General features: G+C 61.1%; 14 protein-coding genes. 5 read left to right on the forward strand and 9 right to left on the reverse strand.

Translation table 11 applies throughout. From position 1 onward, the window contains the following. Positions 1–71: 71 nt before the first annotated feature. On the reverse strand, positions 72–1,892 hold the full coding sequence (gene typA, locus JK202_RS00655) for a translational GTPase TypA (protein WP_211557060.1): 1,821 nt from the start codon (positions 1,890–1,892) through the stop codon (positions 72–74). Positions 1,893–2,062: 170 nt separating this feature from the next. Here typA and queF point away from each other — a divergent pair, with 170 nt between their 5' ends. Together queF and JK202_RS00665 are read left to right on the forward strand one after the other, a co-directional pair. Beyond that, positions 2,063–2,563, forward strand: a complete 501-nt coding sequence (queF, locus tag JK202_RS00660) for a preQ(1) synthase (protein ID WP_211557062.1) — start codon at positions 2,063–2,065, stop codon at positions 2,561–2,563. Between the two features lie 5 nt (positions 2,564–2,568). Beyond that, a complete protein-coding gene (locus JK202_RS00665; RefSeq protein ID WP_211557064.1) occupies positions 2,569–3,381 on the forward strand; it encodes an aminoglycoside N(3)-acetyltransferase in 813 nt (270 codons plus the stop codon). On the opposite strand, the gene JK202_RS00670 is transcribed toward JK202_RS00665, so the two are convergent. The 4 genes from JK202_RS00670 to JK202_RS00685 all read right to left on the reverse strand — a co-directional run bounded on the left by JK202_RS00670 (position 3,378) and on the right by JK202_RS00685 (position 9,820). Next, positions 3,378–3,854, reverse strand: coding sequence for a flavin reductase family protein (locus tag JK202_RS00670; RefSeq protein WP_211557066.1), 477 nt, complete (start codon positions 3,852–3,854; stop codon positions 3,378–3,380). The two genes, JK202_RS00665 and JK202_RS00670, sit on opposite strands and share 4 nt — an antisense overlap. A 77-nt stretch (positions 3,855–3,931) precedes the next feature. Next, positions 3,932–5,197 (reverse strand): outer membrane beta-barrel protein, encoded by a 1,266-nt coding sequence (locus tag JK202_RS00675; protein ID WP_211557067.1) that lies wholly within the window; start codon positions 5,195–5,197, stop codon positions 3,932–3,934. A gap of 81 nt (positions 5,198–5,278) precedes the next feature. Continuing rightward, positions 5,279–6,118: an aldo/keto reductase gene (locus tag JK202_RS00680; protein WP_211557068.1), complete on the reverse strand. Its 840-nt coding sequence runs from the start codon at positions 6,116–6,118 to the stop codon at positions 5,279–5,281. A 78-nt stretch (positions 6,119–6,196) separates the two neighbouring features. Then, positions 6,197–9,820 carry a PAS domain-containing protein gene (locus JK202_RS00685; protein ID WP_249199487.1) on the reverse strand — a complete coding sequence of 1,208 codons (3,624 nt, stop codon included), beginning with the start codon at positions 9,818–9,820 and terminating at the stop codon, positions 6,197–6,199. A gap of 172 nt (positions 9,821–9,992) precedes the next feature. On the opposite strand from JK202_RS00685, the gene JK202_RS00690 reads away from it, so the two are divergent. Beyond that, the gene (locus tag JK202_RS00690; protein WP_211557069.1) at positions 9,993–10,787 is read left to right on the forward strand and encodes an SDR family NAD(P)-dependent oxidoreductase; all 795 of its coding nucleotides are present in this window, start codon (positions 9,993–9,995) and stop codon (positions 10,785–10,787) included. Here the strand turns inward: JK202_RS00690 and JK202_RS00695 are convergent, their stop codons facing one another. Both JK202_RS00695 and JK202_RS00700 read right to left on the reverse strand, forming a co-directional pair. Next, positions 10,788–12,629: an FUSC family protein gene (locus JK202_RS00695; protein ID WP_349291805.1), complete on the reverse strand. Its 1,842-nt coding sequence runs from the start codon at positions 12,627–12,629 to the stop codon at positions 10,788–10,790. A 95-nt stretch (positions 12,630–12,724) separates the two neighbouring features. After that, entirely contained in the window at positions 12,725–13,630 is a 906-nt protein-coding gene (locus JK202_RS00700; RefSeq protein WP_211557071.1) for a LysR family transcriptional regulator, read from the reverse strand. Between the two features lie 326 nt (positions 13,631–13,956). Between JK202_RS00700 and JK202_RS00705 the strand changes: the two genes are divergently transcribed. Then, entirely contained in the window at positions 13,957–15,363 is a 1,407-nt protein-coding gene (locus JK202_RS00705; RefSeq protein WP_283091764.1) for a sugar porter family MFS transporter, read from the forward strand. 68 nt (positions 15,364–15,431) lie between these two features. Here JK202_RS00705 and JK202_RS00710 read toward each other — a convergent pair whose 3' ends face one another. Together JK202_RS00710 and glgX are read right to left on the reverse strand one after the other, a co-directional pair. Then, positions 15,432–15,617: a YqaE/Pmp3 family membrane protein gene (locus tag JK202_RS00710; RefSeq protein ID WP_062497689.1), complete on the reverse strand. Its 186-nt coding sequence runs from the start codon at positions 15,615–15,617 to the stop codon at positions 15,432–15,434. A 70-nt stretch (positions 15,618–15,687) separates the two neighbouring features. Next, a complete protein-coding gene (gene glgX, locus JK202_RS00715; RefSeq protein ID WP_211557072.1) occupies positions 15,688–17,832 on the reverse strand; it encodes a glycogen debranching protein GlgX in 2,145 nt (714 codons plus the stop codon). 205 nt (positions 17,833–18,037) lie between these two features. Here glgX and glgA point away from each other — a divergent pair, with 205 nt between their 5' ends. Next, on the forward strand, positions 18,038–19,675 hold the full coding sequence (gene glgA / locus JK202_RS00720) for a glycogen synthase GlgA (protein WP_211557075.1): 1,638 nt from the start codon (positions 18,038–18,040) through the stop codon (positions 19,673–19,675). The last annotated feature ends 4 nt before the right edge of the window (positions 19,676–19,679 follow it).

Consider the following 19,679-nt stretch of genomic DNA (forward strand, 5'->3'; position numbering starts at 1 on the left):
CCATAAAAAAAGGCGTGCCCCGGAGATCCGGGACACGCCTTTTCCTTGAAACCTGTCCTGGGAAGGACGGTTCAGTTCGAACGCGACTTGGTGGCGCGCTTACGGTCATGCGGGTCCAGATACAGCTTGCGGATCCGGATGGCAGACGGCGTCACTTCAACCAGCTCATCGTCTTCAATGTAGGCGATGGCCTGCTCAAGGCTCATACGGCGCGGCGGCGTCAGAAGCAGGGCTTCGTCCTTGCCGGATGCACGCATGTTGGTCAGCTTCTTTTCGCGAACCGCGTTGATGTCGAGGTCATTCTCGCGGGAATGCTCACCCAGGATCATGCCCGTGTAGATCTTCTCGCCGGCATCGACGAACATCGTGCCACGGTCCTGAAGGGCAAACAGCGCATATTGCGTCGTCTGACCGTCTTCGGACGAGATCAGCGAGCCGTTACGACGGCCTTCGATCTGGCCGACATACGGCAGATAGCCATGGAACAGGCGGTTCATGAGGCCCGTACCGCGCGTATCGGTCAGGAACTCGCCGTGATAGCCGATCAGGCCGCGCGACGGGATCAGGAACGTCAGACGGACCTTGCCACCACCGGACGGACGCATGTCCTGCATGACGCCCTTACGCAGGGACATCTTTTCGACGACAACGCCCGAATACGGCTCGTCCACGTCCACCAGAACTTCTTCGAACGGCTCTTCACGATCGCCGGTCTCTTCGTTTTCACGGAAGAGAACGCGCGGCCGGCCGATCGTCAGCTCGAAACCTTCACGACGCATCTGCTCGATGAGAACGCCAAGCTGAAGTTCGCCACGACCGGCCACTTCGAACGCTTCGCTTTCCGGGCTTTCCGTAACCTTGATGGCCACGTTGCCTTCGGTTTCCTTGAAGAGACGGTCACGGATCTGGCGCGACGTCACCTTCTTGCCTTCACGACCGCCGAGCGGGCCGTCGTTGATGCGGAAGGTCATGGACAGGGTCGGCGGATCAACCGGGCGCGACGGCAGCGGCACGTCGATGGACGGATCAGCGATCGTGTCAGGAATCGTCGCGTCGGACAGGCCGGCCACGGCCACGATGTCACCGGCTTCGGCTTCTTCCACAGGCACGCGATCGAGGCCACGGAACGACAGCAGCTTCGTCAGACGGCCGGTTTCGACGATGGTGCCGTCCGGACGCAGCACGCGCACCGGCATGTTCACCTTTGCGCGGCCCTGATCGATACGACCCGTCAGGATGCGACCCAGGAAGTTGTCGCTCTCAAGAATGGTGGCAACCATTCCAAAAGGTGCGTCCTTGTCCACGTTCGGCGTCGGCACATGGCGCAGCACCAGGTCGAACAGCGGGGCCAGATCCTTCTTCGGTCCGTCCAGCTCCAGATCGGCCCAGCCCTGACGGCCCGAAGCGTAGAGCATGGGGAAATCGAGCTGGAACTCGTCGGCGCCGAGGGACGCGAACAGATCGAAGATCTCTTCGTGCACCTCGTCCGGACGGGCGTCGGAACGGTCGATCTTGTTGACGACGACGATCGGGCGGATGCCACGGGCCAGCGCCTTGCCAAGAACGAACTTGGTCTGCGGCAGTGCACCTTCAGCGGCATCGACGAGGATGATCGCGCCATCCACCATGCTCAGGATACGCTCGACCTCGCCGCCAAAGTCGGCATGGCCCGGGGTATCGATGATGTTGATGCGGGTTTCTTTCCACACAACGGACGTGCACTTGGCGAGAATGGTGATGCCACGCTCGCGCTCGAGGTCGTTGCTGTCCATGGCGCGATCAGCGACGTGCTGATTGTCACGGAAAGAGCCGGACTGTTTGAGAAGCGCGTCAACCAGCGTGGTTTTGCCATGATCGACGTGCGCGATGATGGCGATATTACGGAGTTCCATGTGGTCTTCCAGACGGGAGGCATCGAAGAGAGGATTTGCGCCGTCTTCTGCACCGAATCCCGCCAATATGCAAACTCTGTCACTGTCTTTTCGTCCTGAAGATGCCTTGAGCCCACGGGAAAGCTGGGCCACATCTCACAAAACACGGCCCCTTTGAGGAGTTCAGCCCCATGTCCGACCACCAGACCGACCATCAGCCAACCGGCCCGTCCGCGCCCGGAGCCGACGCCCTCAGCCAGCTCGGTCGCGCCACCACGACGCCGCAGAGTCCCGAAGAGGCCGTGCTCGAGCGTGTCCCCTCCCCGCATCAGGGGCGGCAGTATGTCGTGCGTTTCACGGCCCCCGAGTTCACATCGCTCTGCCCCGTGACCGGGCAGCCGGACTTCGCGCATATCGTCATCGACTACATCCCCGGCGAATGGATCGTCGAAAGCAAGTCCCTCAAGCTCTTCCTGACCAGCTTCCGCAATCATGGCGCGTTCCACGAGGACTGCTCCATCGCCATTGCCGAACGTCTGGTGGAACTGCTCAACCCGCAATGGCTGCGGATCGGGGCGTACTGGTATCCGCGCGGCGGCATCCCGATCGACGTGTTCTGGCAGACAGGCGAACCCCCAAAGGGTGTGTGGATTCCCGCGCAGGACGTGCCTGGCTATCGCGGCCGCGGCTGAGCACCATGACCGAAGCCGCCGCCATCGCCCGCTCCAGCGGTCCCGTCACACAGGCACGGCTCGTGGTGGACCTTCAGCGCCTCGGGGTCACACCCGGCATGACGCTGCTGGTTCATTCATCGTTAAGTCGGATCGGCTGGGTCTGCGGAGGGGCGCAGGCGGTCATCGAAAGCCTGCTTCAGGCGGTCGGACCGGACGGCACGGTCGTCATGCCAGCACAGTCCAGCGGGCTCAGTGATCCGGCAGGCTGGTGTGAGCCTCCTGTGCCGGAAAGCTGGTGGGAGACCATCCGCATGACCATGCCGCCCTATGATCCGCGCCTCACTGCCACGCGCGGCATGGGCCAGATTGCCGAAACCTTCAGACTCTGGCCTGAAGTACAGCGCAGCCTGCACCCGCAGGTTTCGTTCTGTGCGCTCGGGCCGGGGGCGGCGGATATTCTGGCGCGTCAGCCAATGGATGATCCGTTCGGCACGCAGTCTCCCCTTGCAGCCCTGTCGGACAGGGGCGCGCAGGTTCTCATGATCGGAACGGGCTGGGACACCTGCACGGCTCTGCATCTGGCGGAACGACTGGCCCATCCGGACGGTCCGACATTTCAGGATGGAACATGCATCAGCGTGGAGGGAGAGCGACGCTGGGTCCGGCTGTGTCTACCCGAGACGCAGCCGGAACGCTTCGTACCATTCGGGGCGAAAATGGATGGAAGCGACCTGCTGCTGCACGGTCATATTGGCTCGGCCGCGTCACGTCTCTTTCCCCTCGCCCCGACTGTTGAGATGGCCGTCGAAAGCTGGGCGGTCGTTACAAAACCTTAAAGACTGATGCCAAGCTGGCCCTGGAAATACAGCAGGGGTGCACGGTTTTCATCAAGCTCGAGCGAAGAAGGCCGCGCCATGAAAAGCGCATGCGTACCGCCCTGGAACGTCTCGACCAGTTCGCAGTGCATTTTCACCAGCGAATCCCGGACGAAAGCCGTGCCATCTCCCGCACGCTCGATCACATCCGAGCCGAACTTGTCGGCTGTGCGGCTGGCGAACAGCATCGCCACGTCCTTGTGGTCATTACCGAGGATGCTGAGGCCGAACACCCCGGCTTCCGCAATCGCGCGATAGGTCGCGCTGGCACGGTTGAGACAGATCAGCAGCAGAAGCGGATCGAGAGATACGGACGTCAGGGCGCTGATCGTCGCGCCCTGCTCGCCTTCGCTGCCTTTGGCCGTCACCACGGCCACTCCGGTGGCGAAATGGGACATGGCCTTGCGGAAATCGATTTCGTTCGGAGTCGTCATGACAACTTCCTTGCCATAATCCGGAAGCAAGCGCACCTCCCCCCGCCGAAACGAACTATGGCAGGAATCGCGCTCCCTCAGAACCCCAGCGTCATGTCCGCTCCAAACAGGATACGGCCCATATGGTGCTGGTCATCGAACGGGCGCGTGCTGTTCAGTGACCGGTCAAAGCGCAGTTCCGGCCGGAGCTGAAGCAGCTTGACGTGATGCCCCACATCCGGTCGCCAGACGGTGTTGAGCGTCAAGGCGCCATAGGTCGTGGCGGGAGCGGATTCCGAACGGGTCGGATTGCCAAGCAGAGCCTGCGCATAGCCCTCGTTTTGCGCGAAACTGGCTACGAAACTGCCGGTATTGTCCCGATACAGCTCGGCCCGCGCATTGACAGTCAGGTTCGGATGGATGTGCCACCCGCCCCAGACGACCGCACTCCACGTATCGGCGCGCAGCCCCTCATCGTGAAGTTGGTTCAGCTCCGCCGTGGCGCTCCATTTTTTCGAAAACGTCCAGATGCCATTCAGGTCGTTCCAGTACCGCATGGCGCCATTGGCCCGCGGCCCCAGAGACCGCACGGCATTTTCCGGCCCGACCCGCAGCAGATAGGTGAAGGACAGATGGCCGTCCGCCAGATTATTGCCCGTCACGCCGATATAACCCGCAGGACGGCCATTGTTGTCGCCACGTCCGAAAGACGTCTGATTGCCGGTATCCGCCCCGAACTGAAGGTCGAAATGATCGTCCAGATGAAGCTGGAACATACCGCCCACATGCTCGAACGGCGTGGAATATTCAGTCGTATAGGCCAGCGTATAAAAGGCGCGGGTCGAGGGATCGAGCGTCTCCACGCCCATGGGAGACGTCAGAACACCAATCTGCCCATCCAGCCCTTTGCTCGTGAACCAGGGCATATGAAGCGCGATATTCGCGAAAACGGGCATGGCCTGATAACGGCCATTGATCCAGCGGTCGGAAACCCCGGCGATCGTGTAGCTGCGCGCATCTGAGCCGTAGAGCATCCGCAGATTCATCCCCAGACCATACCCGCCGCCGATCGGATCGACCGGCTTGGTCATGGTGAAAGTAAGCTGGTTCAGCGTCGCCTGATCGGCATAAGGGGAGAGAAGCTGGCCGAAATTGAGGTTGCTGGCGGGATGGCTGGAACTGCCCATCACGCCGCCTTCGATCTGGGCGCCGAAGGAGACGTCGGAAAACCAGCGATCGGTCCAGGCCTTACCCTGCCCGGTCGCGGCCTGCTCCCCCACGGTCTGGGCAGCAGCGGCAGAGATTCCGATCTCTGCAAGAACCGCCAGTATTGCCCCTAAACCCAGACTGAAACGCTGCCTCATGCCATCCACCTTCCGGTTGCATGAGGCAGCCCATACCACAGGCCTGATTTTTTACTTAATGTTGCTAAAGGGGAATATTTCTCAGAATTTAGCCGTATTCGGGTCAGCGCCCATACGGCCGTCTTTGCTATCCATGCCCCCGATGGTCTGCATATCATCCTTGTCCAGCACAAAGCCGAACACATCGAGATTTTCGGCCAGACGCTTCGGATTAACCGATTTGGGAATGACGATCAGCCCGCTTTGAAGATGCCAGCGGATCACGACCTGAGCCGGGGTTCGGCTGTGCTTTTCAGCGATCTTTCCAATCCGTTCGTCGCTCAGCACGCGCCCCTTGCCGAGCGGACGCCACGCTTCCGTGCGAATGTTGTGCTTCTCGTGGAACTCCCGCAGGGCGCGCTGCTGGAAGTCGGGATGCAGTTCGATCTGGTTGACGACCGGCACGACACCCGTGGCGTCCATGATCCGCTCCAGATGTTCCGGCTCAAAATTGGACACGCCAATGGACTTCACGCGGCCGGATTTTTTCAGCTCGACCAGCGCTTTCCATGTCTCGACATACTGACCCTGAGCCGGCATCGGCCAGTGAATCAGATACAGATCCAGAACCGGACGACGCAGCAGGCGCGCACTCTCGTCGTAAGCGCGCAGGGTCTTGTCGTATCCCTGTTCGTCATTCCACAGCTTGGTTGTCAGGAAGATGTCCGGATGATCTTCCAGACCTTTGCCCACACCTTCCTCGTTCTTGTACAGACGCGCCGTATCGACAGAGCGATAGCCGAGCTTCACGGCCTCCTGCACAACTTCAGCCGTCTCATCGGGAGGCGTCTGCCACACGCCCAGCCCGATCTGTGGCATCGTGTTGCCATCGTGAAAGGAAATCACCGTCTGGGCATCGGCGGATGGAACCTGTGACGACATGTCTGTCTCCCTGTGAGAACGAAAAAAACAAGGGCGCATGGCCTGCTGACTGACCAACGCACAGGGCGGATGAAGGGTTCAGTCTCCGTGCAGCAGCACAGCCAGTTTGCGGCTGAATGTCTCAACCGTGAACGGCTTGACCAGCAACGCACAGCCCGGCACCAGCGCCTGACCGCCCAGAATGCTCTGCTCGGCATAGCCGGTAATGAACAACACCTTCAGGGCAGGCCACTGCCTAAGCATCTGCTCGCCCAGTTCCCGGCCATTCATACCACCAGGCATCCCGATATCGCTGATGAGGAGTGCCGGAGGTTCACTCTCCGCAGTCAGGGCTTTTGCCGCAGGTCCATCACATGCCGTCAGTACGACGCCCCCCAGATCCGTCACCATATCCGCCACGATCATCCGCACGGCTTCTTCGTCATCCACAACAAGAACGCGCTGCCCTTCCAGAAGCCGGGACTGCGGCGCAATTGGCAGAGCGCGCGGTTCAGGGCGGATGGTCTCCTGACCTTCATAACGCGGCAGCCAGAGCGCTACGACGGTCCCCTGCCCGGGCGTCGAGCGTATCTCGACCTGCCCTCCTGACTGCTGGGTAAAGCCGTAAATCATACTCAACCCCAGCCCGGTTCCCTCACCGATCGGCTTGGTCGTAAAGAACGGATCAAAGGCACGCTGGACGATCTCGGGGGCCATACCGCAGCCCTCGTCCTGCACCGTCAGCACCACATAATCCCCAGCCCGGACAGACATGTCAGAGGCCGCTTCCGCCGTAAGTGTCCGGTTCGCACTCTCCAGCCGCAATGTCGTGCCACGGTCATGCATGGCATCACGGGCATTGATACACAGGTTCAGAATCGCGTTCTCAAGCTGGTTGGCATCCACACGGGTCAGCCACAGGTCAGGCTGAAGATCAAAGACAAGATCGATCCCCGGCCCCACCGTTCCGCGCAGCAGACTTTCCAGCCCACTGACAAGTGCGTTCATGTCCGTCGGTGTCGGATCAAGGGTCTGGCGTCGCGAAAAGGCCAGCAGACGATGCGTCAGGGACGCCGCCCGGCGGACTGCATCCTGCGAGGCCGTAATGTAACGCCCCAGCCCGTCCGTCCGTCCCTGTGCAAGCCGCAGCCCCAGCAGCTCCAGCCCCCCGCCAATCCCGGCGAGCAGATTGTTGAAATCATGCGCCAGACCGCCCGTAAGCTGCCCGACTGCTTCCATTTTCTGGGCCTGACGGAGCTGCTCTTCCAGCTCGTTGCGCTCGGTCAGATCACGCCCGACCGCATAGATCGCATCGCCCTCGTCGTTGCAGCTCCAGTTATAGGTCCGCCAGGTGCCGTCCGACCGCCGCATCCGGACATCCAGCCCCGCTGTCGGCCAGGGCGTACCCGTGAGCAGACGCTCGAAAGTGTCTAGGACCATGCGCCTGTCATCGGGATGGCACAGCGCGTCCAACCGCAACCCCGCAAGCTCGTCGACCCTGTAGCCCTGCGTGTTCTCCCAGCTCGGGCTGACCGCGACATAATGGCCCTTACGGTCAATAATGATGAACAGGTCGCGGGCGATGTTCCACAGCCGGTCTCGCTCGCGAGTCCGTTGGAGGATCCGTTCCTCAAGCATGACATTGAGATCGCGGATCTGCTGCTGGGTGCGCGCCTGCCGCATGGAAGCATGAGCCCGGTCCGCAACGGCGCGGGTAAAAACGATTTCCTCGTCCGTCCAGACATGCGGCACGTCGTGACACACGAACATCAGCCCTACGAAACGCCCGAACTTGAAAATCGGGATGTTGAGGATCGCCACGATCCCCTCGGCTTCGTAGCGCGCATCATATCCCGCTGTGAGGGGATCAGTGCGGACATCGGTAATGGCAACAGGCTCCCCACGCCCCAGCGCGGGTCTAAACTCTCCATAATCGGCAAACATCCGCACACCCAGCAGCGGACGCCCCGCCTCGGCCACACCGCCGACCGTCATACCGGTCCAGTCGTCGTTCACCATACCGTAGCCCGCGCCACTGGCATCCAGTTCACGACAGATGATGCGGGCGGCGACCTCTTCCATCATACTGGTATCATCCAGCGCCCGAAGCTGATCTCCCAGTTCGACAAGAGCCGCCTGCCGCAGGGCCTGCCGTTTGCTCCGATCGATATCGAAAACGATGCCAGGGAAACGGGCCACGCGCCCCTCGTCCCCAAGATCGCAGCGCCCGTTTCCTTCAAACCAGCGTTGCCCTTCCGGCGTCTCTACCCGAAATTCGAAGCGGCATTTCCCGCCACGTCGCGTCGCCGCCGTCACGGCCTGCACCACCGCGAACCGGTCCCGCGGGTCCACTGAATCGTAAATGACATTCGGCATGACGCCTTCGCGCAGACGGGCCGGATCCAGCCCCAGTGTCTGCGCCAGCCGGGCATCTCCCGTCATGCGCGATGCGCTGTCGTCCCACATCCACGTCCCGGCGATCGCGCCGGCATCGAGCGCGAGCTGAAGCCGTTCGGCAGACTGGTTGGCTTCCGTCAGGTCACGTCCGATTGCCAGCAGACGCTGAACATCACCGTCCTCGCCGAAAACCGGCGTGACGGCGACGTCCCAGAAGCGGCGTTGCCCCTTCATGGTGATGGCATAGCCCTGAAACCGCGCCGTCTCCCCCTCAAGGGCTGTCTGCACCGCCAGAGCAGCCCGGCGACGCGGCTGTCCGCGCCACAGATCGACCCAGGGAAGCCCGTGCTGGATGATCGGGCTTTCCATTTCCATGGACCGGATTCCACCTTCATTGACGAAGCGGATACAGCCATCGCAATCGAGGATATGAATGCAGTCCGGCAGGCTGGAGAGCAGCAACCGCGTGAAAGCCTCGCTCGAACGCAGGGCTTCTGCCGTCATTGACGCAGAAGAGACATCCATCGCCAACCCGACGCTGCGTCGTCCATCAGGGCGCGTTTCATCCTCCCGCCATCCACGCAGCAGGACATGACGCAACAGAGGGCGCCGGGAAGTGCGGGAAGACTGGATCTGCCCGGACTGGGCAGGCACCAGAATCCGGAACCGAAGCTCGTAACACCCGTCGTCCCGCAGATCGTCCTCAAGACTTCCGTCATAAGCCAGACGGTCATCCGGATGCAGGAATGCGACCAGCTCATCGATGGAAACACCCACGGCCAGCCGCTCGGGCGGCAGTCCCCAGATGCTGGCAAAACGCGCATCGCCCGTTACCAGCCGCGTCGCAAAATCGCAGCGATAGAAGGCCACGTCCGCCGTGTCGGCCACACGCTGCATCCGGAGCTGCATACGCTCCACGATCGCATGTTCCCCGGCGACCGGAGCCGCCGCATGTTCACGCAGCAGGTCATCCACCTGAAGGGCACATAAAGCCCGGACATGGTCGAGCGCGGGGGCATTGCGCCGCACGCACAGCCAGACTTCCACAACGCCGGAGCGCACCGGCAGCAGACGCACCGTGCAGGCATCGAGAGACTGGCCGTCCATAAGACAGGCCGCGCCCTCATAGGCGATCGTGCTGCCCTCACCGCCCAGAATGCGTACGCCGTCGGTGTCACGCACCAGAAGCGCTGCCTCACCCCCACCTTCGGCGGCGGCCAGAGCCAGGAGATGAACACACAGCATGGACGCACGACCGCCGGAAGGTTCCGGATGCAGCATCAGCGCTTCGGATTCACCTTCCGTGCCCTCCACGCGATCCATCATGTCTCCCTTTCAGCCCCTGTCGTCCGAACGCATCCCGACCCGGGAGCATGTCACTGCATAGCAGATCCCGCGTTTGCCGCATCCTGTCACGAAACCTCTACAAAAGGATGTGCCACTTTTCGTCATCCCTGACGTTCCTGTCGGGACGTGATCACATTTTCAGGAGTCTGCCATGCTGAACCTCGATCTGAGCGGCCGCACCGCCCTCGTCACTGGCTCGACCGGCGGGATTGGTCTTGCCATCGCCCGGAAGCTGGGTGAGGCAGGAGCCACAGTCATCATCAACGGCCGCAAACAGGACAGCATTGATGCCGCTCTTGAGAAGCTGGCCCAGGCCGTTCCTGGCGGCACATTCCGCAGCGTCGTCGCCGATGTAGGGACCGCCGAGGGCTGCAAGACGCTCTTCGAGGCCGAAAGCAGCGTGGATGTCCTCATCAACAATGCAGGGATCTTCGCGCCCAACGATTTCTTCCAGACGACGGATGAAAGCTGGGAGCACCTGTTCGAGGTCAACCTGTTCTCCGGCGTACGCCTCTCCCGTGCCTATCTGCCGGGCATGAAGGAGCGCAACTGGGGACGCGTGCTGTTCATCGCCTCGGAATCCGCGCTGAACATCCCGGTCGAGATGGTCGATTACGGCGTTAGCAAGACGGCCATGCTGGGCCTAGCCCGTGGGCTGGCAAAACTCATGGCGGGCACGAATGTGACGGTCAATTCGATCCTGCCCGGCCCCACACTGTCCGAAGGTGTCGAGGACATGCTCAAAGCGCAGAACCCGGGCAGTACCCGTCCGGTCGCGGAACTGGCAGCAGATTTTGTGCAGAAGCACCGCCCGAGCAATATCCTGCGTCGCGCCGCAACAGTTGATGAAGTGGCCAATCTTGTGGCCTACGCAGCTTCGCCTCTGGCGTCCGCCACGACGGGCGCGGCCCTGCGCGTCGATGGCGGCACCGTCGATACCATCTGATCAGGCGAATGGGGGCACGTCTCCTGCCAGCCTTTGCAAGGCGGTCCGGACGTCGGGTTCGACGGCCGGGTCGTTCCGCAGCGACTGGGCGACCGTCTGCGCAAGCGGAGCCGCACCATCGCCCTTGCGGAACCATGCCCGCAGGAAAACCTGCAACCGTCTGCGGACCGGCACAGGCGTGGTCTCCACCGCAGCGGCATCGCGCAGTTCGATCACACACATTCCCATCGCCATCGCATTCAGGTGCCGCGCCATATAAGTGAGCATCACATCACGCGGGACGCCCTGACAGGTCCGCACGGCGCGGACCATGCTGGCGGCATTGATCGCCAGCCACTGATGCACCGTCTGCCCGCCACCCCGTGCAATCAGGCGGAGCTGCTGCTCGACCCAGGCCGAAGTCCGCCGCAGATGGCTGTCCGCCCGGAACGGAAACACCACGCCGAACGTGACACGCGTGAAGATCACTGCCCCCAGAAAAGCACTCGCGCCATTGAGAAACGACACCTCGTCATAGCGCATGAGGTTGGACGGCCCGATCAGGACGGGCAGGAACATATTGAATGAAAAGGCACGGTTCACGAGCTTTGGCGCCCGGGCGGCCAACCCACCGATCACCATCGGGATCAGCAGAAGCAGCGCCAGATATTCGGGCGCCGTAACAGCAGGCACGACGAAAAACGCATAGATCCCGGCCACACCCGCGCACCACACCGCCCCGCGATAAAATCCGGACGATGCCAGCGCGGGGATCTCGCGGGTCGCCAGCAACCCGTAAACCAGCGCCACGAAGGACACGAAAGCCGGACCGGACGGCCAGGCCGTCACCTCCCATAAAAGCCACGCCCCCATGATGCCGGTCGCAGCGCGCAGTCCGTTCAGAACGGCTTCGAGCATATGGCGCGGGGAGCGCGTGCGGAACGCGAAACGGTCATGGGGCGGGGGCGCGATAATGGCCTGAATATGATTCCGTGCGGCCTCAAGGTCCCGGTCCACATCAATGCCGGTCGCCCCGCCCTGCGCACGGGCCAGAACGGCCAGCAGACGCGCCAGAACCGCCCTTGCATGATCCGCGCTGCGCCGGGTGCCGGACCCCATTTCAAGGACATCGAACTCGATGCGGGTATTGGCATCGACCAGTTCGGCCAGCAGACGGCCTTCGGTTTCTGGATCGAACCGCCCCGCCCGCAAGACATCCGCATGGGACGCCACCTTCGCCGTGACCTGCTGGAGCTTTCCGAGCAGCCGCGCGCGGGCCTGTTTCTGCACATTCGGCAGGAACAGGACCGCCAGACCCGCTTCGCAGACCGTACCGAGCATGATGTAGGTGCCGCGCGCCATGGCGACATTGAACACATCGTCAGGCTGGCTGATCGCGCCCGTCGCCACGATGGCGGAGGTGAAGCTAATGACCAGAAAGCCGTACCGGCGATACCCGTCCAGAAACGTCGCCCAGCCGCAGCACAGCCCGATCCAGACCGCGAGTGCGATGAAAAACAGTCCGGCCTGCTGGGGGAATGCCGCGATCAGCGCCACGCCCATGCAGCCGCCGATGATCGTTCCCGCAAACCGCCACCGCGCCTTGGACAGGCTTTCCCCGCGCGACGCCGTCGCCACGACCCAGACGGTCAGCGGCGCCCATTGCGGGCTGTCCAACTCCATCCACATGGCAATCAGCAGGGACAGGATCGCCGCTGCCGACGTGCGGACCGCAAAGCCCAGATCCTTCGCGGACGGCGCAAACAGCCATCCCCAGCGTTCGGTCAGAAAATCCCGCAGCTCCGACCCGAATGTTGATCCCAATGCTCCGAGACCGGCCGTTCTCCCACCCAAACCTGACACTCTTCCGCCTGAAAAACCGCAATCTGCCGGGCCGCAACGCGTCCTGTCCAAGATATTGTCATGATCGCATCATAAGCCAGACTTATGAAGATGCTTCAGACAGTCAGGGCGTCTTCCAGAACAAGCTGCGTGGCCACTTCCCAGCTTCGAGACATCAGGGCCGTCTGCACCGGCTGTTTCAGGCGCACCAGACCAACGCCGGGTGAAGGACATGACGCAAGCCTGCGGATCTGAAGCGGATTGGCGGGATCGCGCTGGTCCGGCAGGGCCGCAACCGGCAGGATTGTGGCCAGACGCCCGGCAAGCAGTTCCCCATACAGCAGTTCGAGCGCATTGGTCTGAAGCAGGACGTTGGGTTTGACCCCGGCTTTGGCAAAGCATTCATCCACGATCTGCCGCGTTCGCATGGAATGCCCCAGAAGGCCGAGCGGATGTTCAGCCGCATCCGCCCAACTGAACGTCTTGCGCGATGGCAGGTCCATCCGCGAGCCCGCCACGAAAACATACTGTTCCGAATAAAGCTGATGCGTCTCGAAACTGCCGTCAGCAGGAACCTGATCCAGATAGATCAGCCCCATCTGAAGCCGCTGTTCAGTCAGGTCGTGCAGGATATCGGTATTGGCCGAGACCGTGAGTTCAATATGAAGCGCAGGCACCACCGCACGCAGGCTCTCCATCAGCGGCGGCATGACCTGAATGGCTGGCGGAATGGTGCCGATCGAGAGCGTCCCGCCCGCGACCTCATGCGCGAAATCCGCTTCCTGACGCAGACCATCCAGTGCCGCCACCGTCTGCCGCGCCCAAGCCAGAACGCGCTCCCCTTCGGGTGTAAGCCCCAGAACGCGCCGGTTACGCCGCACGATGGGCACGCCCAGTTCATGTTCAAGCTGACGGATCGCCATCGACAGTGCGGGCTGCGACACGTTGCAGTGCTCCGCCGCCCGGGAAAAATGCCGGTACTGGTCAAGAGCGATGAGATAGGTCAGCTGACGCAGGAACACGAGGTCTTGTCCATGAACACGAAAAGAACCGGAAGTGTGTCGTCGTGATGGGGCATTGGCAATCCGTGACGCTGCCTGGAACGCCTGTGCCCCCCCCCCGATCTGTGGCCCGATTGCATCAAAACAGAAATTCCATTTTGATTATCACATATAATTTTGAATATTTTCCCAAATGTGCGTTATACTTTAAGGCTCAAGATGGCGAATCATCGTGCCTGTCACAGAAGAGCCTTCTCCCTCGGTCCCCGTGCAGGCTGTCCTGCCCGGTTTCGTTTCTGCTTTTCCCCTGACAGGTCTGCCCTGCGGGTCGCCGGAGTTTCCCCGTCATGAGCGACACAGTGCTCAACCCCTCTCCCACCGCTGCCAGAGCGCCCATGGTCGGTCGCATGATGTTCGCCGTCGTTCTGGCCGCGATTGCGGGCCTGATGTTCGGACTGGACGTGGGCGTCATTTCCGGTGCGCTCGGCTTCATCCGCGACGAGTTCCATGCCTCCGATTTCGAACAGTCCTGGATCGTCTCGTCCATGATGTTCGGCGCAGCCGTGGGCGCGGTTGGTGCAGGTCGCATGTCCTATGCGTTCGGACGCAGGCGCGCCCTGATCTTCAGCGCGTTCCTGTTCGTGGCAGGAGGGCTCGTCTGCGCCCTCGCATCGTCTGTTTCGGAACTGATCATCGGACGTACGATGCTGGGTCTCGCGATCGGCATCGGAAGCTTTGTGGCGCCGCTCTACATCTCCGAAGTCTCGGACATCTCCCGGCGCGGCAGTCTGGTGTCGATGTATCAGCTTATGATCACGCTGGGCATTCTGCTGGCCTTCGTGTCCAACGCGATCCTGTCCTACAGCGGATCCTGGCGCTGGATGCTGGGGATCATGGCCATCCCCGGCACCTTCTTTCTGATCGGTTCGTTCTTCCTGCCCGACAGCCCGCGCTGGCTGATGCTGCGGGGCCGTCATGAGGAAGCTCTGTCGATCATGAAGGAACTGCGCCACAACCCAGAACACGCCCAGCAGGAAATCCGCGACATCAAGGGACAGATCCACGACCGTCAGCGCGGTCTGGCAATGTTCCTTGAAAACCGGAACTTCCGCCGCGCCGTCCTTCTTGGCATCGTGCTTCAGGTCATGCAGCAGCTCACGGGCATCAACGTGGTGATGTACTACGCGCCGCGCATTTTCCAGGAAGTCGGATTCGGGGCAAGCGGTCAGATGTGGGGCACGGCGATCGTCGGCGTCGTGAACTGGCTCGCCACGTTCATCGCCATTGCATTTGCAGACAGCTGGGGCCGCCGTCCGATGCTGGTCACGGGATTTGCGATCATGGCAGCGGGGCTTTCCATTCTGGCGACCATCATGTCAGGCGCCGTGGGCAATACGGACCTGTCGCATTACCTCGCGATCTCGGTCCTGCTGTGCTTCATCGCAGGGTTCGCGTTCTCGGCGGGTCCGCTGGTCTGGGTACTGTGCTCGGAAGTCATGCCGTTGCAGGGGCGTGATTTCGGCATCACCTGCTCGACCGTGACCAACTGGATCACGAATATGGTCGTGGGTGCCACGTTCCTCGGCCTGCTCACGACGCTGGGCGCCTCACACACTTTCTGGCTCTATGCCGGACTGAATGCGCTGTTCATCTTCGTGGTGCTGTTCTTCGTCCCGGAAACAAAAGGCGTGTCCCTCGAAGCCATTGAGACCAAGCTCAACCAGGGCGTGACCCTGCGCCGCATCGGGCGCTGAACAAGGCTCTGCAAGACAAAAAAAGCCCCCGCTCCGCAAGGAACGGGGGCTTTTTCATATCCGAAGTATCAGCCGCGGCCTGCGGCGATCTTACGATCAGTGTTGTACTGGCTCAACGCATAGACGGACCAGATGGCAGCCGGAATCCAGCCGATTACCGTGATCTGAAGGATCAGACACACCAGACCCGCAAATGGGCGGCCAATGGTGAAGAACTGCAGCCAGGGCAGAAGCAGGGCAAGAATGAGACGCATGGTGCTCTCCTTTCATAAAGATGCTCTGTCATCAGTGATCGGTGAGAAACGCTCCGGATGCAACTCTGCATCATGAAGTGCCCTGCGGAAGAGGATCACGCCCGACCAGCTCCAGCAGCAGAAAGGAGTATCCCGTTACGACATACTGGTAGTTCTGCGGAAAAATTTCCCGCTCCACGGCGCCACCGTTTTCAGGAATATTGGTATCCAGCAGCAGCTTCCAGCGCCCCTCTCCCGTTTCCGGAAGCGTGAAGTTCACAACATCCTGCCAGCCATTGAACACCAACATAACGGTCGCGTCCGCCCCCCGCTGCTGTATGCCCGTAGGCTGACTGCGCCCGTCAATCATGAGGCCGAAACACTGGGCGGTCTTCCATTCGTCCGGCAGCATGGTGCTGCCATTTGCGTTCAGCCAGGTCAGTTCCTGAAGATCGAGTTCCTGATTGTAAGCCTCCATCAGGAAACGGGCACGATGCAGGATCGGATACCGGTGCCGCAGGGCCGTCAGACGCTGAACGAAAGCTTCAAGTTCCTTCGCCCGATCTCCAAGCGACCAGTCCAGCCATGAAATCGGACTGTCCTGACAGTAAGCGTTGTTATTGCCATCCTGCGTACGACCGAACTCATCCCCCGCAAGCAGCATCGGAGTGCCCTGTGACAGCAACAGCGTGGACAGCATGTTCCGGCACTGACGCCAGCGAATATCGTTGATCTCCGGATCGTCGGCAGGGCCTTCCACACCATAGTTGCAGGAGCGGTTGTCCGACGAGCCGTCCCTGCCGTCTTCCTGGTTCGCCTCGTTGTGACGGTCGTTGTAGGATACGCAGTCCATGAGCGTGAAACCGTCATGAGCCGTCACGAAATTGACGCTGGCCCAGGTCCGCCGTCCGCTGTGATTGAACAGATCAGGACTGCCGAGCACGCGCGGCGCCATGACATCCGCATGTGCTTCACCCCGCCAGAAATCGCGGGTCGTATCGCGGAATTTGTCATTCCACTCTGCCCAGCCCGGCGGAAAATTGCCAACCTGATAACCACCCGGCCCGACATCCCATGGCTCCGCGATCAGCTTGACCTGTGACAGAACCGGGTCCTGACGGCAGACACGCAGGAAACTGGAGTCATTGTGAAAACCGTCTGCCTCACGCGCAAGGATTGTTCCGAGATCAAATCGGAATCCATCCACTCCCATTTCATTGACCCAGTAGCGCAGGCTGTCGGCCACAAACCGGATACAGTTGAGATGCGTCAGGTTGAACGTGTTTCCCGTACCCGTTTCGTTAATGTAATAGCGTGGATTATCGGGCATGAGTCGATAATAGGACGCATTGTCCAGCCCTTTGAAGGACAGCGTCGGACCGAGCTCGTTTCCTTCGGCCGTATGGTTGTAAACCACGTCCATGATGACCTCGAGCCCCGCTTCATGACAGGCCCGGACGAGGTTACGGAACTCCTGTAACGCATTGTCCCGATCATGGGCATAACGGCTGTCGGGAGAGAAAAAACCGATCGTGTTATAGCCCCAGTAATTGGTCAGCCCCTTGTCCGCCAGATACTGGTCCGTCACGAAACTCTGGACAGGCAGCAGTTCAACTGCCGTCACCCCTAGCTGTCTGATCCGCTTCAGCAGATTCCCATCGGTCAGCGCGGCATAGGTTCCCCGCAGCGTTTCCGGCACGTCCGGATGCTGCTTGGTGTAACCTTTGACATGCATCTCGTAGATTACGGTGTCATGCCAGGACGTCCGGGGATGATCGAAATTCTGGGGCGCAGGATCGGTGATGATCCCTTTGGGCACAAAAGCCGCACTGTCACGCTCGTCAAAGCTCAGATCCTTGTCCGCATGATCGAGCTGATATCCGAAAAGCGCGGGGTCCCATTGCAGGTCCCCGTGAAATGCCCTGGCATAAGGGTCCATCAGGAGCTTGTTGGGATTGAACCGATGCCCCGCATCCGGCGCGTAAGGACCATGCACCCGCAGGCCGTAAAGCTGGCCTGCCCCCAGATCCGGGATCCAGCCATGAAAGATCTGATCGGTATATTCCGGCAACCGGATGCGATCGGTTTCGGTTTTGCCGTCCGCGTCGAACAGACAGATATCCACGGCCGTTGCGGCTGTGGAAAAGACGGCAAAATTTACCCCGCCATTCTCCGGTACAGCGCCTGAAACATTCGGACGCCCTTCTTTCAGACCCTTCTGACGTGTGCTGCTCATAAATCCCGTTCCAGAACTGGATCAGGCAGGTCCCTCCACCCGTCTGGCGGGGTGCCCTGCATTCCGAAACGCTAACGCCCCCGAATAGCAGACACGAATATAACATATCCGTGATGGTGTTTCGCTGGGGCCGCTTGCAGCGTTGTTCCTGACACAGGCTCCAAACGTCAGAGACAGCGCCCTCGCGGCCGGAAAGATGTGCGTCATGAACCAGATCCACGGTCCCGCGCAGGATACAACATTGCGGCTTCTGTCCGTGGCAGGAGAAATGTATCCATTCGTCAAAACTGGCGGTCTTGGTGACGTCGTGGGCTCCCTGCCCGCTGTTCTGGCCCAGCATGGTATCGATACCAGAACGGTTCTGCCAGGTTATCCGGCCGTGCTGCGTGCCCTCTCCGCACACCATGAAACGGTTCGGATAGACAATGTTCTTGGCTATGCCGTCACGCTCAGGGAAGGCCGCGCTCACGGGCGGCACCTCTACGTTGTTGATGTTCCGGAACTCTATGACCGTCCGGGAAATCCCTATCTCGGGCCAGACGGACAGCCATGGGCTGATAACGGGATCCGTTATGCCGTGCTGTGCCGCGTGGCGGCACTGATTGGGGCGGGTGAGCTTTCTGACTGGAAACCTGATGCTGTTCTGAGCCATGACTGGCATGCGGGGCTGGTAGCGGCTTATCTGAAATACATGCCCGGCCCGACGCCAGCCGTTGCACATGTCATTCATAATCTTGCATTCCAGGGCCTGTTCCCGCGAGAGATGATGGGAGCGTTCGGGCTGCCCGATCAGGCCTATGACAGTGGGGACGTGGAATTTTACGGCCAGATCGGGTTCATGAAGGCCGCACTTCAGGTCTCTCACCGGCTGATCAGTGTTTCCCCCACCTATGCCGAGGAGATCCAGACCCCCGAGGAAGGCATGGGACTGGATGGCATCCTGCGGGCGCGATCGAATGTCCTCACGGGCATTCTCAATGGCATTGACCTGCGGGACTGGAATCCGCTGACTGATCCTGCGGTTTTCTTTCCCTATGCCGTGGGCGATCTGGCGGCGCGGCGCGCCAACAAGCGCGTTTTTCAGGCAGAATTCGGTCTGCCGCAGAACCCCGATGCTCTCTTGCTCGGCATGGTGAGCCGCCTGACGACCCAGAAGGGCGCGGATCTGCTGGCTGCTCTCGCCCCACGGCTGTTCGAGGACAATATCCAGCTTGCTGTGGTGGGCACCGGCGATCGTGACATCATGCAGGCCTTCATGCAGCTTCAGGCCCGCTATCCCAAAAACTGCATCTGCCATCTGCGCTACAGCGAGACGCTCGGTCACCGGCTGCACTCCGCAGTGGATGCCTCACTCATTCCATCCCGTTTCGAGCCCTGCGGCCTCACACAGTTCCATGCACTGCGTTACGGTTCCGTTCCGATTGCGGCTCGTGTGGGCGGCCTGAGCGACACAATCGTGGATGCAAATTCCGCAGCCGTGATGGAGGGTGTTGCCAACGGCATCCTGTTCGCACCGACCACAGAAGACACCATGCTGCTGGCCATCCGGCGGGCACAGGCCCTGTTCCGTCAGAAAGCCGTGTGGGCGCGGATGCAGCGCAATGGCGCTCTGCACGACGTGTCGTGGGAAACCAAGGGCGCGCACTATGCCCGGCTCCTGATGGACATGACGGGTCGCCACCCCATGGCACGCGAAGCCGAAAACGCCATTGCTCCCCGTCGTGGCGATCCTGTTTCGTCGCCCCAAAACACGACACGCCCCGCAGCCCGCATGCCACGCGGGCGCAACGGCGAACAGGCCAGTTCCATTCTTCCTTTCCCCCGCACCGGCACGCGTGCCTAGAGGT

Origin of the sequence: Gluconobacter sp. Dm-62 (genome assembly GCF_018256155.1) — a bacterium.
Lineage (GTDB): Bacteria > Pseudomonadota > Alphaproteobacteria > Acetobacterales > Acetobacteraceae > Gluconobacter.